A 20954-nucleotide genomic window follows, 5' to 3' on the forward strand; every position below is an offset into this window, starting at 1 on the left:
GGGTCTAGGCTGTATACTTAAATTAAAGTTTTTTATCACATCTATCTCCAAGAACACCTTTCACGTCGTACACAACGGTATTTCCATTTTTCAACTGATCCAGATTCATTTCTAAAAATTCTTTATGCGCCACGGCTAACACCACAGCCTCATATTTTTCTCCCGGTATTTCTTTTACAGTTGTAAGTCCATATTCGTGTTTAACTTCTTCCGGATTCGCAAGCGGATCATAAATGGTCACATTGGTTCCATACTCCTTCAGGTTCTTTATAACATCTACCACTTTAGTATTTCTAACATCTGGGCAATTCTCTTTAAAAGTAATTCCCATAACCAAAATATTAGCTCCTTTTACCTTCTGATCATTTTGCAACATCAGTTTAACTACTTCAGAAGCTACATATTGTCCCATAGAATCATTCATTCTTCGTCCGGCAAGGATAATTTCGGGATGGTAACCTATTTCCTGGGCTTTTTGAGCCAAGTAATACGGATCTACTCCAATACAATGACCACCAACCAGACCGGGTTTAAACGGAAGAAAATTCCATTTTGTTCCGGCAGCTTCCAGAACATCCTGGGTATCTATCCCCATCATATTGAAGATCTTCGCCAGTTCGTTTACAAAAGCGATATTGATATCCCTTTGTGAATTTTCAATAACTTTAGCAGCTTCAGCAACTTTAATTGTAGGTGCCAGGTGAGTTCCGGCAGTGATTACCTCAGCATAAAGTTCATTAACTTTTTTCCCAATCTCTGGAGTAGAACCAGCGGTAACTTTTAAAATCTTATCTACAGTATGCTCCTTATCACCCGGATTAATTCTTTCAGGAGAATATCCTACAAAGAAATCTTCATTAAAGGTTAGTCCGCTATGTTTTTCTAATACGGGTACACATTCGTCCTCGGTAACACCCGGATAAACCGTAGACTCATAAATAACCACATCCCCTTTTTTAAGCACTGCAGCTACCGTTTCACTGCTTTTATACAGCGGAGTAAGATCTGGTCTGTTATTTTTATCTACGGGAGTAGGAACGGTAATTATATAGTAATTACAATCTGCAATATCTTCAAGTTCTGCCGAACAATATAAACCGTTCTCATCCTTTAGTTTTTCCTTTTGAACTAAAGCTGATTGCAAAACATTATCTTCTACCTCTAAAGTAGAGTCGTGTCCGCTCATTAGTTCCTTAACTCTGGCTTTATTGATATCAAAACCAACTACAGGATATTTAGTTGCAAATAATCTCGCAAGAGGCAAACCTACATAACCCAAGCCTATAATGGCTAACTTTTTATTGTTCATTTTTCAATTATTAATTGGGAATAAAATTGAAGTTTAAATTCATAACTAATTAAGTCTTGATTTATTTCGTTTGAGCCTCAGGGTCTAAATTTTTCCAATACCAGGCCACCGCCTCTTTTAAACCGTCATCAATTCGGTGACTTGGATTATAATCCAATAGCTCTTTTGCTTTTTCTACCGAAGCTAAAGAATGCGGAATATCGCCAGCTCTATTAGGGCCGTGTTTTACTTCCACATTGGCAATCTCAGGATCAAATTCAGAAAGATGTTTTTTCAGTAATTGAGTAAGCTCTACCAAATTGGTTCTATCCCCAACAGCCGTGTTATAAACTTCATTTACGGCTTTTTCATTTTCAGAAGTTATTGCCCGTAAATTCATTTGAACAACATTATCTATATAAGTAAAATCACGTGAGTAAGTTCCATCACCATTGATTACCGGACTTTCATGCTTCATAAACTGCATTACAAATTTTGGAATTACAGCAGCATAAGCTCCATTTGGATCTTGTTTTCTTCCAAAAACGTTGAAATATCTTAAGCCGATGGTATCTAATTGATAGGCATCCTGAAAAATATCAGCATATAATTCATTTACGTATTTAGTAATTGCATAGGGAGAAAGTGGCTTTCCTATTTCATCTTCTACTTTTGGAAGTTTCTCTGAATCTCCATAAGTAGAAGAACTTGCCGCATATACAAATCTTTTTACCCCGGCATCTCTAGCAGCCACCAGCATATTTAAAAATCCAGAAATATTAACTTCGTTACTGGTAATAGGATCGGCCAGAGACCGCGGTACAGAACCTAAAGCTGCTTCGTGTAATACATAGTCTACATTTTCACAAGCCTTATGACAAGTCTCAAGGTTACGAATATCCCCCTCAATCAACTTAAAATTTTCGTGGTTTTCAAATACCTCTAGATTATGCTTATGACCCGTAGCAAAATTATCCAGACAGACCACTTTAGCATTTAAGCCTATTAAGGTTTCACATAAATTGGAACCAATAAAGCCGGCTCCACCGGTAACAAGTATTCTTTTATTTTCTAATTTCTCCTGAAATTCAGTCATTTGAGAATTTTAATTCAACTTTTTATCGGCGGCAAAGATAGAATTTCTTTATGAGCCTATTGCTAAAGAAACCTTAAAGCTTGAAAAAACGTTAAAAATTATTCGAAAGACGGCTTCGGAAACTAAGGTGTAAAAAATTCGGTTTTAATTAAACTATCTCGAATGTTTTAGATTTCAGTGAGAAGGGTTTAAAATCCTTAAAAGTTTGTATTTCAAATAATTAGATTCTAAATTATCCCGATGCTTCGGTACAGAATGACGAGATTTAAAAATAAATCTGAAATACTATATCAACCAACAACCATTTTATTATAAATATTAATCTATAATCCATTGGCGAGGTGAATTAAGTTCCTTCTAAGGATGTAAGCGTAAAGAAAGAGACAAACGATGCGCTGCGATTTATTTACCAGATTTAGAACGAGGGTTTTAACAGAACAAATGCCCATCCTGTAAATCACTTAACAAGCAATGAAAAGAACCAAATATCAAATTCACAAGAACCCTTACACCACCATCCCCGCGGCTACGGTTTCATTAGTACTTTCATCAATAAGTATAACACTGCCGGTATTACGATTATCCCTATAAGCATCTAACATCAATCTGCGGGTAGTTCTTATTTTTACCCTGGCGATATCATTCATACTTAAACTTGAATCTTCACTATCTCTTTCAAAAGTATTGATTTCCATTTTATAGACCACATCCTTAATTATAGCGCGCTCCTCATGGGAAGTATGCACAATTGTGTATTTGGCTCTGGGTTTAGCTGCTTCATTTGCCAACCAACACAGCATCACGTCAAACTCCTGTTCCATTTTTGGCTGATTGTTTTTCCGTACAATCATATTCCCCCTGCTTACATCAATATCATCTTCAAGTGTGATAGAAACACTCATTGGCGCATAAGCTTCTTCCAACTCCTTTTCTCCTGCGTTAATCGACTTGATCTTAGATTGGAAACCAGATGGTAAAACAGCCACTACATCACCAACCCTGTAAATCCCGCTGGCAATTTTCCCGGCATAACCACGGTAATCCCTAAATTCTTCACTCTGAGGCCGTAAAACGGTTTGGACTGGAAAACGAGCATCTATTTTATTAATATCACTACTAATATGTAGATTTTCCAGCACGCTCAATAATGTACCTTCGTGATACCACTCCATATTCTTAGAATAATTCACTACATTATCTCCCAGGAGCGCGCTTATAGGAATAAAACGAATATCCTTAGTTATCAGTTTAGAAGAAAATTCTTCAAATTGTGCAATAATATCATTATAAACTTCTTCGGAGTAATCTACCAGGTCCATTTTATTGACACACACAATTAAATGAGGAATATTCAACAAAGAAGCAATAAAAGAATGTCTTTTAGTCTGCTCTATCACTCCGTGCCGGGCATCAATTAAAATCACTGCCGCGTTAGCAGTTGAAGCTCCAGTTACCATATTTCGAGTATATTGAATATGTCCTGGGGTATCGGCAATAATAAATTTACGTTTTGGAGTGGTGAAATATCGGTAGGCTACATCAATAGTAATTCCCTGTTCGCGCTCATCTTTTAATCCATCGGTGAAAAGTGCTAAATCTACTCCGTTGTGGCCTTTCTTCGCACTGGTTTTACTCACTGAATCTAATTGATCTTCAAAAATAGATTTCGAATCGTATAAAAGTCTGCCTATTAAGGTACTTTTCCCATCATCTACACTTCCGGCAGTAGTAAATCTTAGAAGTTGATTGTTATTTATTTTCATTTCTTTAGCCTTTTGCTTTAAGCTTATAGGTTATATAGCTGTTTTTTTAAAAATACCCCTGTTTCTTGCGGTCTTCCATTGCAGTTTCGCTTCGCTTATCATCAGAGCGATCTCCTCTTTCTGTTTTGCGCATCGCAGAAACTTCCTGCACTATTTTATCCAGATCGTCTGCCTGAGATTCTATTCCACCAGTGATGGTTATATCACCAAGGGTACGGAAACGTATTTTCTTTTTTTCTACTTGTTCACTTTCTTCAAGTTTAAGGTATTCTGAAACCGGGATCCACGAATTACTTCTAAAAACTACTTCCCTTTCGTGCGCAAAGTATAAACTCGGAATTTTTATATTTTCCCGTTTAATATAATTCCAAACATCCATTTCAGTCCAGTTACTAATTGGAAAAGCTCTAAAATGTTCTCCATCAAAATGTTTTCCATTTAGCAAATTCCATAACTCCGGTCGTTGGTTTTTAGGATCCCATTGCCCAAAATCGTCGCGATGGCTAAAGAAGCGTTCTTTGGCTCGGGCCTTTTCTTCATCTCTTCTTCCGCCGCCAATAGCACAATCTATTTTGTTCATTTCAATCGCATCGAGAAGAGTAGTGATTTGTAAAGCATTTCTGGTAGCGTTCTTTCCTTTCTCCTCGGCAACACGACCATTATCAATCGACTCCTGGACTGAACCTACAATTAATTTTACACTAAGTTTCTCAACTAAATCATTTCTAAATTGAATAGTTTCCGGAAAATTATGGCCAGTATCTACATGCATCAACGCAAACGGAATTTTACTGGGATAAAAAGCCTTCTTCGCCAAATGGGTTACTAAAATAGAATCTTTTCCTCCTGAAAATAAAATTACAGGATTCTCGAATTGCGCCCATACCTCACGTAAAATATAGATCGCTTCCGATTCTAATTCATCTAAATAATTTAAATAATACTTGCTCATTTTACTTTAATTCAAGTTTTTTTAAAACCTTTTAAATATCTAATTTACTCTAAGGTTTCACATTCTTTATCTACCTCAACGCTCCGGTTTCTTTTAATTAATGGTTCAACCTTTCTTCTTCTTATTCCTTTCTAAATAATTTTTCAACTTACATCTAAAAGATTGGAAACGACAAATGAGTTGTTTTTTATGTTTTGCTTATTGTAAACAAGTTCTCTATTGGTTTGCATATCAAAAACTCTAATCCCTACTGCTTTACAAATAGCATGGCCTGCCGCTGTATCCCATTCCATAGTAGTACCTATTCTGGGATAGATATTCAAAGTCCCGTCCGCTATTAAACAAAATTTAAGGGAACTTCCTTTAGGAATAACTTTTACTTCCTGAGAATATTTTTTCCTAATCCCTTCAATAAACTCGAGGGTCTCCTCATTAATATGAGATCGGCTTCCTGCGATTCGAATAGTTCTTTGAGCACTGACCGGGAATATTTCTTCAGCATATTTTAATAAATCTTCTTCTAAAGTTTTATTATCAATAATCATTTTAAAAGAGCTCCCTTCTACCACATTACCAAAATAGAGTTTCTTACTCACAGGAATATAAATCACTCCAAAAACCGGCTTATTATTTTTTACCAGTGCAATATTTACTGTAAACTCACCATTTTTGTTTATAAATTCTTTGGTACCATCTAAAGGATCCACGATCCAGCAGGAATCCCATAGTTTTCTTTCTGAAAATTCAGTTTCAGCATTTTCTTCACTTATAATTGGAATACCGGTAGGTTTTAAAAACTCATTAATTATGGTATTCGCAGATTTATCAGCGAGGGTTATTGGTGAATTATCTTCCTTTGATTCAATTTGAAAATTACCACCCTCATAAATTCTCATTATTTCTGAGCCTGCTTCAATAGCAGCTTTTATTGCCACAAAATGCTCCGGGAGAACTTTATTTTCAATTTCGCTTTTCACAGATTCACCTTTAAATAATGGATTGCTACATCGCAAATATAATATTTCCTATTAGTCTATCGAATTAATAGGGTTTTAAAATATTAGATTTTTCAGGTTCTTATTGTAAAAGGAGTTTTCTTGCAGAATATATTAGAACTCCATAATAAGGATAAAGAAAATAAGAATCTCTTAATTAAATTAGCGAAAAATTCCTACAGCAATTTGATTATATCTTCCATAGACTTCAGAAGCGAATAAGAGATAAACAACAATCAGGAGATTCAGTGAAATTATTGTATTAACTTCATCAAGTACTTTCCATATTCACTTTTCTCCAGATCGGTAGCCAGGTTTTGTAATTGAGCTTTATTGATATATTTCTTGCGAAAAGCAATCTCTTCAGGACAGGCAATTTTTAAGCCCTGTCGTTTTTCTATGGTTTGCACAAAATTAGAAGCTTCTAACATAGAATCATGGGTTCCAGTATCCAGCCAGGCATAACCACGACCCATAACCTCTACTTTTAATTCTTCCCTTTCTAAATATTCTTGATTTATGCTGGTAATCTCCAATTCTCCACGAGCACTGGGTTTGCATTTTTTAGCGATTTCAATAACTGAATTCGGATAAAAATAAAGTCCGGTAACTGCAAAATTACTCTTTGGTTTTTCAGGTTTTTCTTCTATGCTAAGCGCATTTCCTGTTTCATCAAAATCTACAACTCCATATCTTTTTGGCTCATTTACGTAATAGCCAAAAACGGTAGCCTCACCGAGTTCCTTACAATTTTTAACCGCATTTTCAAGTAGACTGCTAAAACCCTGGCCATAAAATATATTGTCCCCAAGAACCAGGCATACATCATCGTTATTTATAAAATCTTCACCTATAATAAACGCTTCAGCCAGTCCATTGGGTTTGGCCTGTTCGGCATAAGACAAGTCTAAACCCCAGTCTCTTCCATCGCCTAATAAATTTTGAAAATTAGGAAGATCTTCCGGAGTAGAAATAATTAGAATTTCTCTAATTCCCGCTAACATTAATACAGATAGCGGGTAATAGATCATTGGTTTATCATAAACTGCCAATAACTGTTTCGAAACGCTTTTGGTAAGCGGATACAATCTTGAACCGGTACCGCCAGCTAGAATTATTCCTTTCATTCTTTTTAAATTACCTCCCAAATTGGGAATTTATTACAGGCTTTTAATTATTATAAATTACATACACCACCTACTGGTGCAGCATTATAAATACTGCTTTTTATAATAATCCTGGTAATTTCCGGAAACCACTGCTTCTATCCAGGCAGGATTCTGAAGATACCAATCTACGGTTTTAAGCAAACCCTGTTCAAAAGTTACTGAGGGTTCCCAGCCAAGCTCTTCATTAATTTTACTTGCGTCTATAGCATAGCGTTTATCGTGGCCGGGACGATCTTTTATAAAAGTAATAAGTGCTTCAGAATCACCTTTGCTCCTATTCAACTTTTCGTCCATTATCTCACATAACAGCTTAATTAAATCAATATTTTGCCACTCGTTAAACCCACCTACATTGTAAGTTGATTTATTCTTTCCCTTATGAAAAATAAGGTCTATCGCTTTGGCGTGATCCAGTACATACAACCAATCGCGGGTATACTTTCCGTCTCCGTAGACCGGAAGATCTTTATTCTCTATTATATTATTGATAAAAAGAGGAATCAATTTTTCAGGAAATTGATTTGGACCGTAGTTATTCGAACAATTAGAAATTACATATGGTAACTTATAAGTTTCACCGTAAGCTCTTACAAAATGATTCGAAGCTGCTTTTGAAGCCGAATAAGGGGAGTTAGGTGCATAAGAAGTAGTTTCGGTAAACAATCCCGTTTCTCCCAACGTGCCATACACTTCGTCTGTACTAATATGGTAGAATAATTTATTCTCAAAATTACCCCGCCACGTTTCCAGGGCCGCCTCCATTAAATTAAGCGTACCGGTCACATTGGTGTCTACAAAAATTTTGGGATTAGAAATAGAACGATCTACATGAGACTCTGCAGCAAGATGGATAACACTATCAAACTGATGCTTTTGAAATAAAGTTTTTATTGTTTTAGCATCGGTAATATCAGCTTTTAAAAAATGATAATTCGGAGCGTTTTCAATATCTTTAATATTTTCAAGGTTGCCAGCATAGGTTAATGCGTCTAAATTGAATATCTTATAATTTGGATATTTATTTACAAAAAGTCGGATCACGTGAGATCCAATAAACCCAGCACCGCCGGTAATAAGTATGTTTTTTTCTGAAGGATTATCTTTCATTTACAAAATATAAAATACCTTTCAAAGATAGTTTTTCTAGTTATTTCTGGAAAAAATCTGAAATTTTTAAATTTAAAACCCTGTAGATTCCATATGAATCAGCTTAGTACGTATGGTCTTGTTAATCGGAGGTTTTCCTGCGACTCTATTTTCTATGCGGTCTACTAATAGTTCAACGGCTTCTTCTCCAATCTCTCCCGGAAACTGCTCCACATAACTTATTGAAGGAGTTAAATAACGAGCCACATCACCATTTATAAAACCGATAACTTTCAGATCATCGGGAATCTTGATTTTATTCTCATAAGCCATTCGGTAAACCAACATTGTACTTTCAAAATCTGAGCAAAGAATGGCTTCTACTTTATCCTCCACCAGAAGTTTCCTGGTTTTTTCTCTTAAAGTATCAGGCTTTGAAGAGTTGGCAATATAAAAGTCCTTTTCATCTTTCAACGCATTCCTGTAACCGGTAATCCTAAGTTTCCCGACCCCTAAATGATGAATTGAGGTTGCAATTCCTATTTTTTCTATGCCACGGGTTTGCAATAAACGAGTAGCATCTTCAAAACTATGTTCATCGTCTATTCCAATTTTATCAACGGGAAGATCCAGGTTAACCCTATCGTAAAGCACCACCGGAATATCATAATCTACCAAATTAAAAAGATGTTCATATTCTTTTTTACGCTGGGTTTCTTCTGAAATAGCTATAAGTACACCATCAACAAAGCCCGAAGTTAACATTTCGGTAATTTGTTGCTCTCGTGCTAAACTTTCATTAGAAATATAAGTGATAACCTGCAATCCTGCTTTTTGCGCCCTGGCCTCAATTCCTGATAAAACGTTGGCAAAAAAAGTGTTAGCGATATTTGGTATAATTACACCAATAGTTCCACTTTTGCTACTCTTTAAATTCACCGCTACAGGGTTTGGGCGGTATTTATGTAGCTTTGCCAGTTCCTTAACCCTTTCCACAGTTTTGGGGCTTATTTCGGGACTATCGTGCAGCGCCTTGGAAACTGTAGAAACCGATACATTAAGCAATTTCGCCAGTTCCTTTAAAGTGATTTTGTTTTTCATCTATTTATTATTTAATCCTGCCCGGGGAATTTATGGCAGACTTATAATCATCTCCTTTTTGTTAGCATTTATTGCGCTCCGCACTACGCTTGTTTCAATTACTGAATTGTTAGAAATTAATTATTTCCCCATTAATTTCTCTTAGAAAAATCGCTAATCTGCAAATATCCAATAAATTCGTGAGCTTTTAAACCCTCGAATTCATAAATCTTATTTAGAAAGCTAAGGATTAAAAATATAATTATAGACTAATTAAAACTTCAAAACTCACCTCCGCAAGTTAACTTTCTCAAGGATAAAAGCTTTTTTTTAAACTGAAAACTCAATCAAAATCTCCCCGATAATTGTTTCAGATTTATTATAATAAAAGTCTATTTTATTAAGTTTGCATCTAGTTTTCAATTTATCAAACAATGAAATTTCATACCTCTTACTGGTTTTATTTTATTGCTGCAATTATTACAATTATTGGATTAGTTACAGGATGGTATTTTTTCTTTTTACTCGTTTTTCCTCTCGGACTTTTCAACCTGGGAAAGAATAAAAATGACGAGGATAATTAAGTCTATTTTCTGCTTTTTAAAAACAATTAAAATCCTTGTGAGCCTTTTAAAAACGCGGCTTCTTTTAGGAGTTAAACTTATCCTAAACAGGTTTTATTATTTGCATATCAGGGCATGGCAACGTAATTTAACATTATTAATCAGTCAAACAATTTAAAATGAAAGATTACGGAACGCTTTCTCAAGCGATAAACAAATTAAAATTAGAAGAAGGTTATGAACACGACTTCAACCTTCTGGATGAAGAAATAGAGCTTAAAGCTGAAAATGAAACCTTTGGGGTTGAAGATTTTGATGTTGATAAAGTTCTTAGATTTGAAGGAATGAGTAATCCCGATGATAATGCTATTCTTTATGCTATTACCACTTCTAAAGGTTACAAAGGCGTATTAGTTGATGGCTACGGTGTTTCCAGTGGTCAGGTTTCAAAAGAAATGATCAAAAAGCTTGATTTAAAAGACAATCGTCCTATTAATTAAGCTTCGTTAAACTTCTATTAAATCAGCTGAATTTATTGGCTGAATCAGGAAACTATCATATTTTTGTATTGAATTTCAAAAAACAATAAAATAAAACTATGAGCTATTTAGGACTCGATAAAGAAAAGACAGGTAAAACCGTAGACGAATTGAACGTTCTTCTTGCAGATTACCACTTGTATTATCAAAAACTTAGAAATTTTCACTGGAATGTAATCGGTAAGAATTTCTTTGATCTACACGAAAAATTTGAGGAATTATATGATGAAGCCAAATTAAAAGTAGATGAAATTGCGGAGCGTATTCTTACTCTAAGATACACTCCTATTAGTAATCTAACCGATTATTTAGAGGCTTCAAACCTTAAAGAATCTAAGGCAGATTTAACCGATTATGAAATGATCGAAACCCTGCTTGAAGACCACGGAACATTACTAAAACAAATGCGTTCTGTAGTAGAAACTGCAGATAAAGCTGGAGATGAAGGTACCATAGACCTTATTGGAGCTTATATTAGAGAACTTGAAAAAACCAGTTGGATGCTAGATGCCTGGAAAATGAAAACAACAGATTCTCATAAACCCAGCTAAAATATAAGTATTGGAAGAAGAATTTAACCTAAAAGAATCCCTGGAGGGAATTAGCACTAAATTAATAAGTTGGCTTGATTCATTGATATTGAATTTGCCAAACTTCTTATTAGCTATTCTTGTTTTTGTAATTTTTGTATTTCTCGCGAAATACATCGGACAATTACTTAACAAACTTCTGGGAAAAAGGGTAAAGCAGGATTCCATTAGACAAATAACCGTTAAGGTGAGCAAGGCAATTGTGATCCTTATCGGTTTTTTTATTGCCCTTGGTATTCTAGATCTTAATAAGGTACTCACCTCTGTGCTTGCCGGTGCGGGTGTAGTTGGTTTGGCTATAGGTCTAGCACTACAAGGAACTTTAAATAACACTTTTTCAGGAATTATCTTAAGTTTTCTACCCGAACTTCAAATTGGAGATTGGATAGAAACGAATTCCTATGCAGGAGAAGTTACCGAAATTAATCTTCGAAATATTGTTGTAAAACAATCTGACAATAACTACGTGGTAATTCCCAATTCTAAAATTGTGGAAGAGCCTTTCAAAAATTTTTCCAGGACTACCCGGTCCCGGGTGATGTTAAATTGCGGTGTAGGTTACTCTTCCAACCTTGAAAAGGTTAAAGAAATGACTATTGAAACCATTTCTGAACATTTCCCTTCCCGTGGAAACGAAGAGGTAGAATTTATGTTCACCGAATTTGGTGATAGTTCTATCAATTTTGTAGTGCGCTTCTGGGCTGATGCTACTAAGAACAGGGATCTACTAATCGCTAGAGATATCGCTATTATTGAAATCAAGAAAACTTTCGACAAGAATGGTATCAACATCCCATTCCCTATTCGAACTATCGATTTCTCGAACACTCTTAATATGAAGAAGCCAGACTAGGCCGAATTATTCAGCATTTCATTTTTACTTTGAATTGATTTTCCTTTAGCATCCTAGTTTGAGACTAACTTTTATTCGACTTTTTAATCAAGATAAAGTCCTTCTTGTACGATCTAAATTTAGCGATTGCGATTGGCAGATAAATAGCTCCCATTAAACCTAAGCTTTTTTTATTATCAACTTCAGCAGTAATGTTTTGGTATTATAATCTATTCCAGGGAGTCAATTTAAAACTAAATAACCTTAAAAGATTGGATAGAAATACAGGAAGTGAGGAATAAGACCATTCGAAATCAAAAGAAATAAAACTCTACTGGAGTTACTGAAAAATAAAAAAGCTCCTAGCAAAAGAAATTCCCAGGAGCTTTTTTTAAATGTATATTTCTTATTATCTATTAAAATTCAAATCCGAAACCAAAGGAAAATCTATAGCCTTCGCTTCCTTTAAATAAACTGAAAGTTCCATTCACAGCTTCTGCACTATTTACCCAAAATCCTACACCATAGCTATCGTGCCATTTACTACTGTCCTCAAAATCGTTCCAGACTCTACCTAAATCGTAACCGGTAAAAACACCAATTTGTAATGGCAGGAATCTGGTGGTAAATTGGTCGAAACCATACCTTAGATCGGCACCTGTGGCAAAAGCACTTTTACCGGTGAAACGTTGCAAACGATAACCTCTTAAGCCGGTATTTCCTCCTAGCTGAGCAGCCTGGTAAAACTCATAATCATCTCCCATATTTAAATGAGCCTGTACGCGAGTTTTTAAAACCAGTTTTCTATTCCTGGTTAGCGCATTATAAAAGCCCCAATAAGGTTTAAAATATCCATAAACCTGTGAAGTTTCAGCGGTATTCATCTGTCCTCCCAGGTTCAATTCAAACTTCATTCCCCTACTCGGGTTTAGGCTATTATCATAACTTTCATAACGATATAAAGCATCTAAGCCGGCAAAATATTTTCTGTCAAAGAATTCCTGATCATCGGTGGTAAAATCTTCAGTAATAAACCTTCCATCGGTAGGGTCAACTTGGTTTCCTTCAAAACTAGCCATATACCTAAACATACTACCAAATGGCGTTTGGTTTTCAAAACCTGCTTTTACCCCAAAACGACTAATTTTCACCCTATTGTAATCAAAGTCCAGAGTTTCGTCAAAATTTGAAGTTTCATTACCGTAGCCAAAAAAGTTACTCGCAAAATTAGGACTGGCATAATTAGCTCCAACTTTTAGATTATACTCCCCAAGGATAAGTGCAAATTCACCTTCATAATATAAATCAAAACCGTTGGTGGCAAAATAATACCCACCACCAAAGGTATGTTGTGTAGTAAACGGATTTCTTTTAAAAGCATTTTTTGTGGTAACCATCTCCAGGCCAATCTTAAACCCGTCGTCTGGATTAAAACCAAAGGCCGGCACAATGGCCCCGCCGGTAAAGATCTTCTTATCTTTATCGTAAGTATTTATCTCATAATTATCCCGTAATCTAAATTTAGCATCTCCGGCTTCTTTTACAGTATTGGGTTTGGATTTATGATCGTATATCTTTAGCCTGTTGCCATTTTTAATAGTATAGACATCATTATTCTGTCCACCAATTATTCTAAGGAAAATATAATCATCACCTTCTCCTTCAACCAAAATTTCATCATCATCATCTAGCGCGTATAGCCAGATTTCATCCGTTTCATCTTTATGGTAAACTTTTTCGCTTACCACCTCGCCTCTCTCACCATCTTTATTCCTGCTGATTTTAATTTTAGTCTTCCCGCCTTTCATTCGGGTAACATCTACAAAATCGTCTTTATCTGTTCCAGTAATAATAGCAAGATCTGCAAAGTGATCGTAATACCTTAAAGCGATATCTACAATATTATCTCTTCTTGCTTTTACTTTTTCAATTAATTCTTCTGTTGTTTCATTATAAGTTTCCGGGGGAAGTTTTTGGAAAGCTTTTTCAATAACCTCATCGGTCATATTTTCTTTAATGAATTCGGCCTGTTCCTTCCAGGTTTCTTTTCCTACATTTTGAAGTAGTGAACGGTCTAAACCGGTTGCCGAAACATTAAACCACTCTACATCATTAATATCATCATCGTAGACGGCAAATTGCGAGGCAAAACCTGTTAGAGCTCTTAAAGTTCCGAAAAATGCACCATCAAAATTTGAAAATACCTGGTCTCTATCTCTCGGAATTGGCTCGAATGTGCGATTACCTTCTTCATCTTCAATTTCAGCCCAACGCCATTGATCCTGGTGCCTGTCCCAGTCACCAATGAGCATATCAAATATCCTGGCTTTAACATAAGCAGGTTCATCTAAAGAATACTTCTCATCCCGGCGCAAACGATCAAACATTCCAGCAGTACTTTGAATATCGTGATTAGGAGAGCCAAAGCTTTCTGCTCCCAACCAATGATCTTCAGGTCTTTCCTCTATCATATAGATAGCATCTCCATGCTCTTCGTTGTATTTCCCTAACTTAGGTTGTTTGGGCAAATAATAGATTTCTGGATTGGTATGATAAACCCCAATAGCATCTGCCATAGTTGGAATGGCTAAAAAAGCATAAGGGTGGGCAGCAGTATAAAAATCTGATATAATATCTTCAGCTACCGTATTTTCCAGTTGCGTCTCTATTGGTGTATCCTTAAATGCCACCGTTTGTAAAAATTGAACAGCCTTCTTTTTAATCCTTCTAATGTTATACTCTCTATTTAAACTGTCTTTTAACCTAATAGAAATTGTTTGGTGACCACCACCGGCACGCATTGGAGTAAGCCCACCATAAAGCGTATCAAGATCTGCGATTTTCACCTTAATATCTGTCCCGTAAAGTTCTCGATATCTTTGTCCCCAAACAGTTCGATGTACCGTTCCTTTTTCGGTTTCATCTTTTGGGTAAACTGAGGTTGTAATTTTTTCATCAAATTCCTCCTTGAAATCTGAAACATCATATTCCTTTGGTGCTTTAAAAATTTCTTTCTGATATAGTAGTTTTGGTTTATTGTTTTCATTTCCATAAAAACTGGCCCAGGAAGAACCATCTTTAAACACATCATAAACTACAAATCCCTGCTCGGGATAAGCAAAAAGGCCATCGTTGCTTAAGGTTGCGTAAGTTGCTTTAGAAGCAGAGCCCGAAACAATTTGATTTATTTTGCCGTGCTGAATATATTGTAAAGAATGTTCGTGACCACTCACAAAAAGTAAACGATCTGAATCCTGTCCCAAAGTTTCCAGACGTTTAACCAGGGATTTATACCGCTCGTTTTGCGCATCCTGGATAGAAACGCCACCGGTGGTTCTAATTAGTGTGGCTAGAGATCCTAAAATTGGTATTGGAATTTTCTTTTGTGAAGGATAAATATGACTATCAAAATTATATTGCCCTCCGTGAATTCCATTAGTAAATAATGGATGGTGAAGTGCTACGATAACCGTTTTGTTCTGGCTTTTCTTAAGTTCGGTTTCAACTTCAAGAAACATTGCCTCACGCGTTTTAATTTCAGCGCAGTTATCATTTATTGTTGGATTATTATTCCAATCTTCAAGATACCATTGAGAGTCTATTACAATTAAAGTAATTTCTTCACCAATATCCATAATTTCCAATCCGCAACCTGTTTTTGGACTCCAGATCAAATCTTCACCAAACTTTTCCTTTAAATACTCCTCTTCCCGCTCGAGTCCGTCAATACGTTCACTATACCAATCGTGGTTTCCGGGGATAAAGAGTACATTGCCGTCATAATCTTCAATAGCATCTAATTGTGCGTCTATTCTATATTCCGCAGCTTCTCTATCTGGAGAATCCTTTTTAGGCATTCCATCGGGATAAATATTGTCGCCAAGAAAAATAGTGTAATTTCCTGGTTGTTTTACCGAATCTAAATAGCTTTTAAACGCGATAAGACCATCGGAACTTCCTCCAATAGGAGAATAGCCACCGTCTCCCAGTAGGTAGAAAGACTTCTCTATTTCTTTGTTTTCAGGATATCCAAAATTGGAAGTAGGCTCACCTTCGCGATATTTTGGATCTGTAGATACACACGAAAAAATCACTAACAGGGCAGTTAGTGATATAAAGATGTTAGTTTTTTTCATAAGGGGTATTGAACATTTTTTGTACTTTGGCTCAACAAAAACAAGCTAAAATATATGAATAATCTCATTGAGAAAGCAGATGATTTTGTTTTAAATCTTTTTAAGGAAAAATTACCGAACACGTATATATACCACAACTATAAGCATACGCAACGCGTCGTTAAAAGTACTAAAGAATTAATATCCAAATCTGAAATTAATGTTAAACAAGAGGAAGCACTATTGCTTGCCGCCTGGTTACACGATACTGGCTACACTCGCACTTTTAATGGACACGAAGAGGAAAGTGTAAATATTGCCAGAGATTTCTTGAAGCAGAATAATGCCACTCCAGAATTAATTGAAGACGTAGTAAAAAATATTAAAGCTACCAAGTTTGATTCTGTACCAGAGACAATTTCTGAGAAAATTATAAAAGATGCAGATTCTTCTCATTTTGCAAAAGATTACTTTGAAGAAACCAGTGAGCTTTTAAGGCAGGAATTGGAACTTCATAATATTAAGAATTTTACTACTGCAGAGTGGATACAGGAAAACATAAGAATGTTTACCGAAGAACATCGATTTTACACAGATTATGCAATCGAGGAATGGGGACCGGCAAAAGAAGAAAATTTGCTGGAACTTATTGAAGATAAAAATAAACAACAGAAAAAACTTAAGAAAGAGGAAGCTAAAGCGCGAATGAAGGCGCGTTATAAAAACGATAATCCCGAGAGAAGTATCCAAACTCTTTTTCGGGTAACGCTTAGAAATCACATAAAGCTAAGTGATATTGCCGATACTAAAGCCAACATATTGCTTTCGGTAAACGCTATTATTATTTCACTGGCGCTTGCCAACATGATTCCAAAACTGGATGCTGCCAGTAATAAGCATTTATTGATCCCAACTCTAATCCTAATTTTATTTAGTGTAGCTTCAATTATTCTTTCAGTATTATCAACACGACCACAGGTTACCAGTGGGGAGTTTACAAAAGAGCAGGTAAAAAATCGGGAAGTAAACCTTTTATTCTTTGGAAATAGCCATAAAATGCCGTTTGAGCAGTTTAAATGGGGAATGAAAGAAATAATAAAAGATAAAGATTACGTTTACGAATCCTTAATGCTAGACCTCCATTTACTCGGTAAGGTGCTGCATAAAAAATACAAAATACTTAGGATAACTTACACGGTATTTATGATAGGAATCATTATTTCAGTAATCGCATTTGTAGGCGCATTTTACTTAATGTAATTCTTCCATTAAATTTTCATAATTAATAGTTCTATCGGGTTCATTGCTATTTGGCGTATATAAAACTTCTACCCTAATAGCTTTGAGCCCAACTACTCCCTGAACATCTTCAAGATCTAACAATTCCACCTCTTCTCCAACATAGTTTTTGGTCTGTAAATATTTAATATATCTTAAATACTCTTTTTCATCGGCTCGCTGGCTATAGACTATTGCGATTTTACCTTTTTGAGTCACACGCTCCTCAGTTCCTTTTATAAACGATTTATCTATACGCTTTTTGATAATTTCGTAACGCGCATTATAAGTACCATCTACATCAAACTTCTTTTCGTCCATTCGGTATCGAATAGACATCGTGGAATTATAAACCAAAATTAGAGAAGCGGCGTCTAGCTTAATAGGTGTAGTTTGTTGCAGCTGGTAAAAACGGTTTTCCATTTCACACATTGTACTCAACTGCCAAAGCCTTAAGTTATAAAGATAAACCTTATTGAAAGGTCTATCCTTTACCATAGAAGCACCAATGTAAATATTGTGGTCTACCCCATCTGTCTTATAGCGTTCAAAATAATGAGGATATATCTTTTGTGCATCAATCTGCTTCCTATCTAAAAAACGTGACATCGTACGGTTTATCTGTTGTACGGTTTTGTCGTAATCTTTACGATGATTATAGATTATTCCTGTTTCTGGATTGAGCTTATTTTGATATTCTTCTACGAGATCTTTTAACTCTGAAGACTGCTTCCTTAAATGGCTCATTATGGGATTTACTTCCTTCTGAAGTAGATTAAATACCTTCTGTTCACTGGAAGCATTCAGGCTACTTTCCAGGTCTTCCATAAAATCGGAAATTCTAAATTTTACCTGTTCATAAATGGGAAGCTCTTCCAGTTTATAGGCTTTATCAATTATAGATTGAATTTCTTGCAATTGATGTAACAAATCTTTTTGAATCGCCTCGTTTCTGGCATCTGAAGAAGCCACCACATCTATTTGTCCGTAAAGCGGATAAATATCTTTAAAAACAATATCTTTAAAAGAAGCGAGCCCGTCTTCATCATAGTCTCTAATATATTTTTTCGCTTCCTTCTCAAATACCCATAAAACGCTAGGATGTATAGAGGTACACTCACTTTGGATAACAGCTTTCACCCTATTTTCAAAATCGCTTCTATTTCTATCTACCGCAGTGGCGATATATGGTAAAATTTCATCTAACTTAATGGTATTAATACTGTTAAGTTGATTTTTCTTCTTTGCTACCAATTCTAAAACCCCCAATAAACGATTGTTTTTTACCACCGGGGCCAGGATACAACTTTTCACATCACTTTCCTTTAACCGTCGGGAAAGAATATTATTTTTAGTTTTTTTGGCATATTCTTCAACATTAGCAATACTAAAGAAACTATAATCTTTAAAAATATTATTGAAACCTTCTTCACAAACCCCTTCCCTGCACTCGCTCACCAATTCATCATTAAGAATATAACTATTAGCATCTTTATATTCCATTTTTTCAAACATCTCATCCTGCGGATTGTAAACGGTAAAGCCTACTCTTAGGTCGGGAATTTTATAAATAGATCGGAAGATTTCTTCGAGTTTTAAGAGTTCATCCTCTTCAGAAGATTTTTCGAAAAGTAAGGCAGTTTTCAATTCAGATATTGCATCATCCATAGTAACATCAGTAAGATTTACTATGGTAAAGCCTTTAAAAACCCAGCTCTGAGGCGGAAATTTTTCTTTCCACAAATCTATATTCTCAACATTCTGCAATAATTCATCTACATCGTCATCAGTGATCTCTTTGGCTTTATCTTTAGGAAAAATATCTATAAAATCACCATTCAATGCAATACGATAACGCCTTATTATGCCCTGCTCATCGGGAATATCGAAATATAAAGGCCTGGAATAATCAATATCATACCCGTAATAATCGTTTAGGATATTAATGCATTCCTGTACATAAATAGTTTTATTATCCAGGTTTCTTATTTCCAGTTCAAAATTCTCTGGAGTGGCCTCCATTATTTTTTTTAAACGCTTAGATCTATTAAATAAGAAATTTTGAAAAGGTATAGACGCAGCTTTTATTTCGTTATTGGTAAGCACACTGGGAAAAAGATCGTCCAGTAAAACCCTTACCGGTTCTTTGTATTTTTTGAGCTCATCAAAATTCTTAACTCCTTCGGTTAATGCAGGAAAAGATTTTACATGCTCTAAGATGCTTTTTATATAATTGCGAGCAACCTCACTTTCTTCATGCTCCAGTTGCTTCTTATATTGTTCAACAACTTTATGAAAACTAATCTGGATTTCAAAAGGTAAATCTTCTTTCTGTTCTGTCATAAAAGCTAATATCAGTTAAAATTACATAATCCCCAATGCTTACAAATTAACAGGGTTGAAATTAACAATTTTTTATAAAATTACGGCGGTATTGCAAGGCCAGATGCTTATTTTTGCCTTAAACAAAATAAATTTTATGCGTAAATTAATAATTATGCTTGCTGTTGCAGCAGCGTTTACTTCCTGCCAGGAAGATAAAGGTTATTCTATCTCGGGTGAGGCTCCTAAAATGGAAGACGGTAAAATGGTGTATATTTCTGAAATTGATGAAAATACCAACCGTCCAAACCGGGTAGACTCTACTAAAATTAAAGACGGGCATTTTGAACTGGACATGGAAGATCCTAAGACTCCTAATTTAAGCTTTCTTGAATTTGAAGGAACCCAGGGAAATGTAATTTTTATTTCTGAAAATAAAGAAATAAACTTTACCGTTTACAAAGATAGTTTGCGTGCTTCTGAAGTAAGCGGCGGAAAGGAAAACCGTTTATTACAGGAATATTTAGGCCACTTAACAAAGGTAAATGAAAAAGTGATGAAAGGCCGTACCGCTATGCGCTCTGCTTTTCAACAAAAAGACAGCACTAAACTTACCAACTTACAGGAAACCGAAAAAGAAATCATAGATAACGATAAGGTTTTTAAGAAAAAAGTAGTTCAGGAAAATCCAGATTCTTTTGTATCTGTAATGGTGATAAGCGATTTGCTTAGAATGAAATCTTACCCGGTAAACGAGATCAAGGAAATGTTTGATGGACTTTCTGAAGAAGTAAAGAATACTGCTATAGGAAAACAAATCGCTAAAAACCTTGAAAAAGAAAATAAAGTAGCCGTTGGTAGCAAAGCTCCAAACTTTACTGCCCCTACTCCAGATGGTGATAAGCTTGCTTTAAAAGATGCTATGGGAAAAGTTACGGTAATCGACTTTTGGGCGGCCTGGTGTAAGCCCTGCCGCGTTGAAAATCCAAACCTCGTAAAAACATATAATAAATACAAAGACGATGGTTTAAGCATAATTGGTGTTTCTTTAGATCGTCCCGGGCAAAAGGATCGTTGGATAGAAGCTATTGAAGAAGATGGTTTGCCCTGGCACCAGGTATCTAACCTTCAATTCTGGCAAGATCCTGTTGCACAGCTCTACGGAATTAAAGCCATCCCAGCCGCTTTTGTACTAGATGAAGATGGTACTATTGTAGCACGCGATCTTAGAGGAGATGCTTTGGATAACAAAATTGGAGAATTACTTAATAAGGGTTAGATATTCT

At 35.5% G+C, this 20954-nt stretch carries 16 protein-coding genes; 6 read left to right on the plus strand and 10 right to left on the minus strand.

Translation table 11 applies throughout. The annotated features are described in order from the left end of the window. Positions 1-22: 22 nt before the first annotated feature. The 8 genes from APB85_RS11250 to APB85_RS11285 form a co-directional block, all read right to left on the minus strand. Positions 23-1309 (minus strand): nucleotide sugar dehydrogenase, encoded by a 1287-nt coding sequence (locus APB85_RS11250; protein WP_057481626.1) that lies wholly within the window; start codon positions 1307-1309, stop codon positions 23-25. Between the two features lie 61 nt (positions 1310-1370). After that, entirely contained in the window at positions 1371-2384 is a 1014-nt protein-coding gene (locus tag APB85_RS11255; RefSeq protein ID WP_057481625.1) for an SDR family oxidoreductase, read from the minus strand. A gap of 506 nt (positions 2385-2890) precedes the next feature. Beyond that, positions 2891-4147, minus strand: coding sequence for a sulfate adenylyltransferase subunit 1 (locus APB85_RS11260; protein ID WP_057481624.1), 1257 nt, complete (start codon positions 4145-4147; stop codon positions 2891-2893). A gap of 46 nt (positions 4148-4193) precedes the next feature. Next, positions 4194-5099: a sulfate adenylyltransferase subunit CysD gene (cysD, locus tag APB85_RS11265; RefSeq protein ID WP_057481623.1), complete on the minus strand. Its 906-nt coding sequence runs from the start codon at positions 5097-5099 to the stop codon at positions 4194-4196. A 143-nt stretch (positions 5100-5242) separates the two neighbouring features. Further along, complete coding sequence (gene cysQ, locus APB85_RS11270) at positions 5243-6076, minus strand: 3'(2'),5'-bisphosphate nucleotidase CysQ (protein ID WP_229792195.1); 834 nt, start codon at positions 6074-6076, stop codon at positions 5243-5245. Positions 6077-6348: 272 nt separating this feature from the next. Next, positions 6349-7221: a glucose-1-phosphate thymidylyltransferase RfbA gene (gene rfbA / locus APB85_RS11275; protein WP_057481622.1), complete on the minus strand. Its 873-nt coding sequence runs from the start codon at positions 7219-7221 to the stop codon at positions 6349-6351. Positions 7222-7305: 84 nt separating this feature from the next. After that, the gene (gene rfbB / locus APB85_RS11280; RefSeq protein ID WP_057481621.1) at positions 7306-8370 is read right to left on the minus strand and encodes a dTDP-glucose 4,6-dehydratase; all 1065 of its coding nucleotides are present in this window, start codon (positions 8368-8370) and stop codon (positions 7306-7308) included. A gap of 72 nt (positions 8371-8442) precedes the next feature. Next, positions 8443-9450: a LacI family DNA-binding transcriptional regulator gene (locus APB85_RS11285; protein ID WP_057481620.1), complete on the minus strand. Its 1008-nt coding sequence runs from the start codon at positions 9448-9450 to the stop codon at positions 8443-8445. Between the two features lie 413 nt (positions 9451-9863). Between APB85_RS11285 and APB85_RS17345 the strand changes: the two genes are divergently transcribed. The 4 genes from APB85_RS17345 to APB85_RS11300 all read left to right on the plus strand — a co-directional run bounded on the left by APB85_RS17345 (position 9864) and on the right by APB85_RS11300 (position 11974). After that, on the plus strand, positions 9864-10013 hold the full coding sequence (locus APB85_RS17345) for a hypothetical protein (protein ID WP_169929158.1): 150 nt from the start codon (positions 9864-9866) through the stop codon (positions 10011-10013). A 158-nt stretch (positions 10014-10171) separates the two neighbouring features. Continuing rightward, a complete protein-coding gene (locus tag APB85_RS11290) occupies positions 10172-10492 on the plus strand; it encodes a hypothetical protein (RefSeq protein ID WP_057481619.1) in 321 nt (106 codons plus the stop codon). A gap of 98 nt (positions 10493-10590) precedes the next feature. Continuing rightward, positions 10591-11082, plus strand: coding sequence for a Dps family protein (locus APB85_RS11295; protein WP_057481618.1), 492 nt, complete (start codon positions 10591-10593; stop codon positions 11080-11082). Positions 11083-11092: 10 nt separating this feature from the next. Further along, on the plus strand, positions 11093-11974 hold the full coding sequence (locus APB85_RS11300; RefSeq protein WP_057481617.1) for a mechanosensitive ion channel family protein: 882 nt from the start codon (positions 11093-11095) through the stop codon (positions 11972-11974). A gap of 395 nt (positions 11975-12369) precedes the next feature. Here APB85_RS11300 and APB85_RS11305 read toward each other — a convergent pair whose 3' ends face one another. Next, positions 12370-16089 carry a metallophosphoesterase gene (locus APB85_RS11305; RefSeq protein ID WP_057481616.1) on the minus strand — a complete coding sequence of 1240 codons (3720 nt, stop codon included), beginning with the start codon at positions 16087-16089 and terminating at the stop codon, positions 12370-12372. Between the two features lie 54 nt (positions 16090-16143). Here APB85_RS11305 and APB85_RS11310 point away from each other — a divergent pair, with 54 nt between their 5' ends. After that, positions 16144-17328, plus strand: coding sequence for a Pycsar system effector family protein (locus APB85_RS11310; protein WP_057481615.1), 1185 nt, complete (start codon positions 16144-16146; stop codon positions 17326-17328). Here the strand turns inward: APB85_RS11310 and APB85_RS11315 are convergent. Next, on the minus strand, positions 17320-19689 hold the full coding sequence (locus tag APB85_RS11315; RefSeq protein ID WP_057481614.1) for a GAF domain-containing protein: 2370 nt from the start codon (positions 19687-19689) through the stop codon (positions 17320-17322). The two genes, APB85_RS11310 and APB85_RS11315, sit on opposite strands and share 9 nt — an antisense overlap. A 136-nt stretch (positions 19690-19825) precedes the next feature. On the opposite strand from APB85_RS11315, the gene APB85_RS11320 reads away from it, so the two are divergent. Further along, positions 19826-20947, plus strand: a complete 1122-nt coding sequence (locus APB85_RS11320) for a TlpA disulfide reductase family protein (RefSeq protein WP_057481852.1) — start codon at positions 19826-19828, stop codon at positions 20945-20947. Positions 20948-20954: the final 7 nt, after the last annotated feature.

Source organism: Salegentibacter mishustinae (assembly GCF_002900095.1).
GTDB classification, from domain to species: domain Bacteria; phylum Bacteroidota; class Bacteroidia; order Flavobacteriales; family Flavobacteriaceae; genus Salegentibacter; species Salegentibacter mishustinae.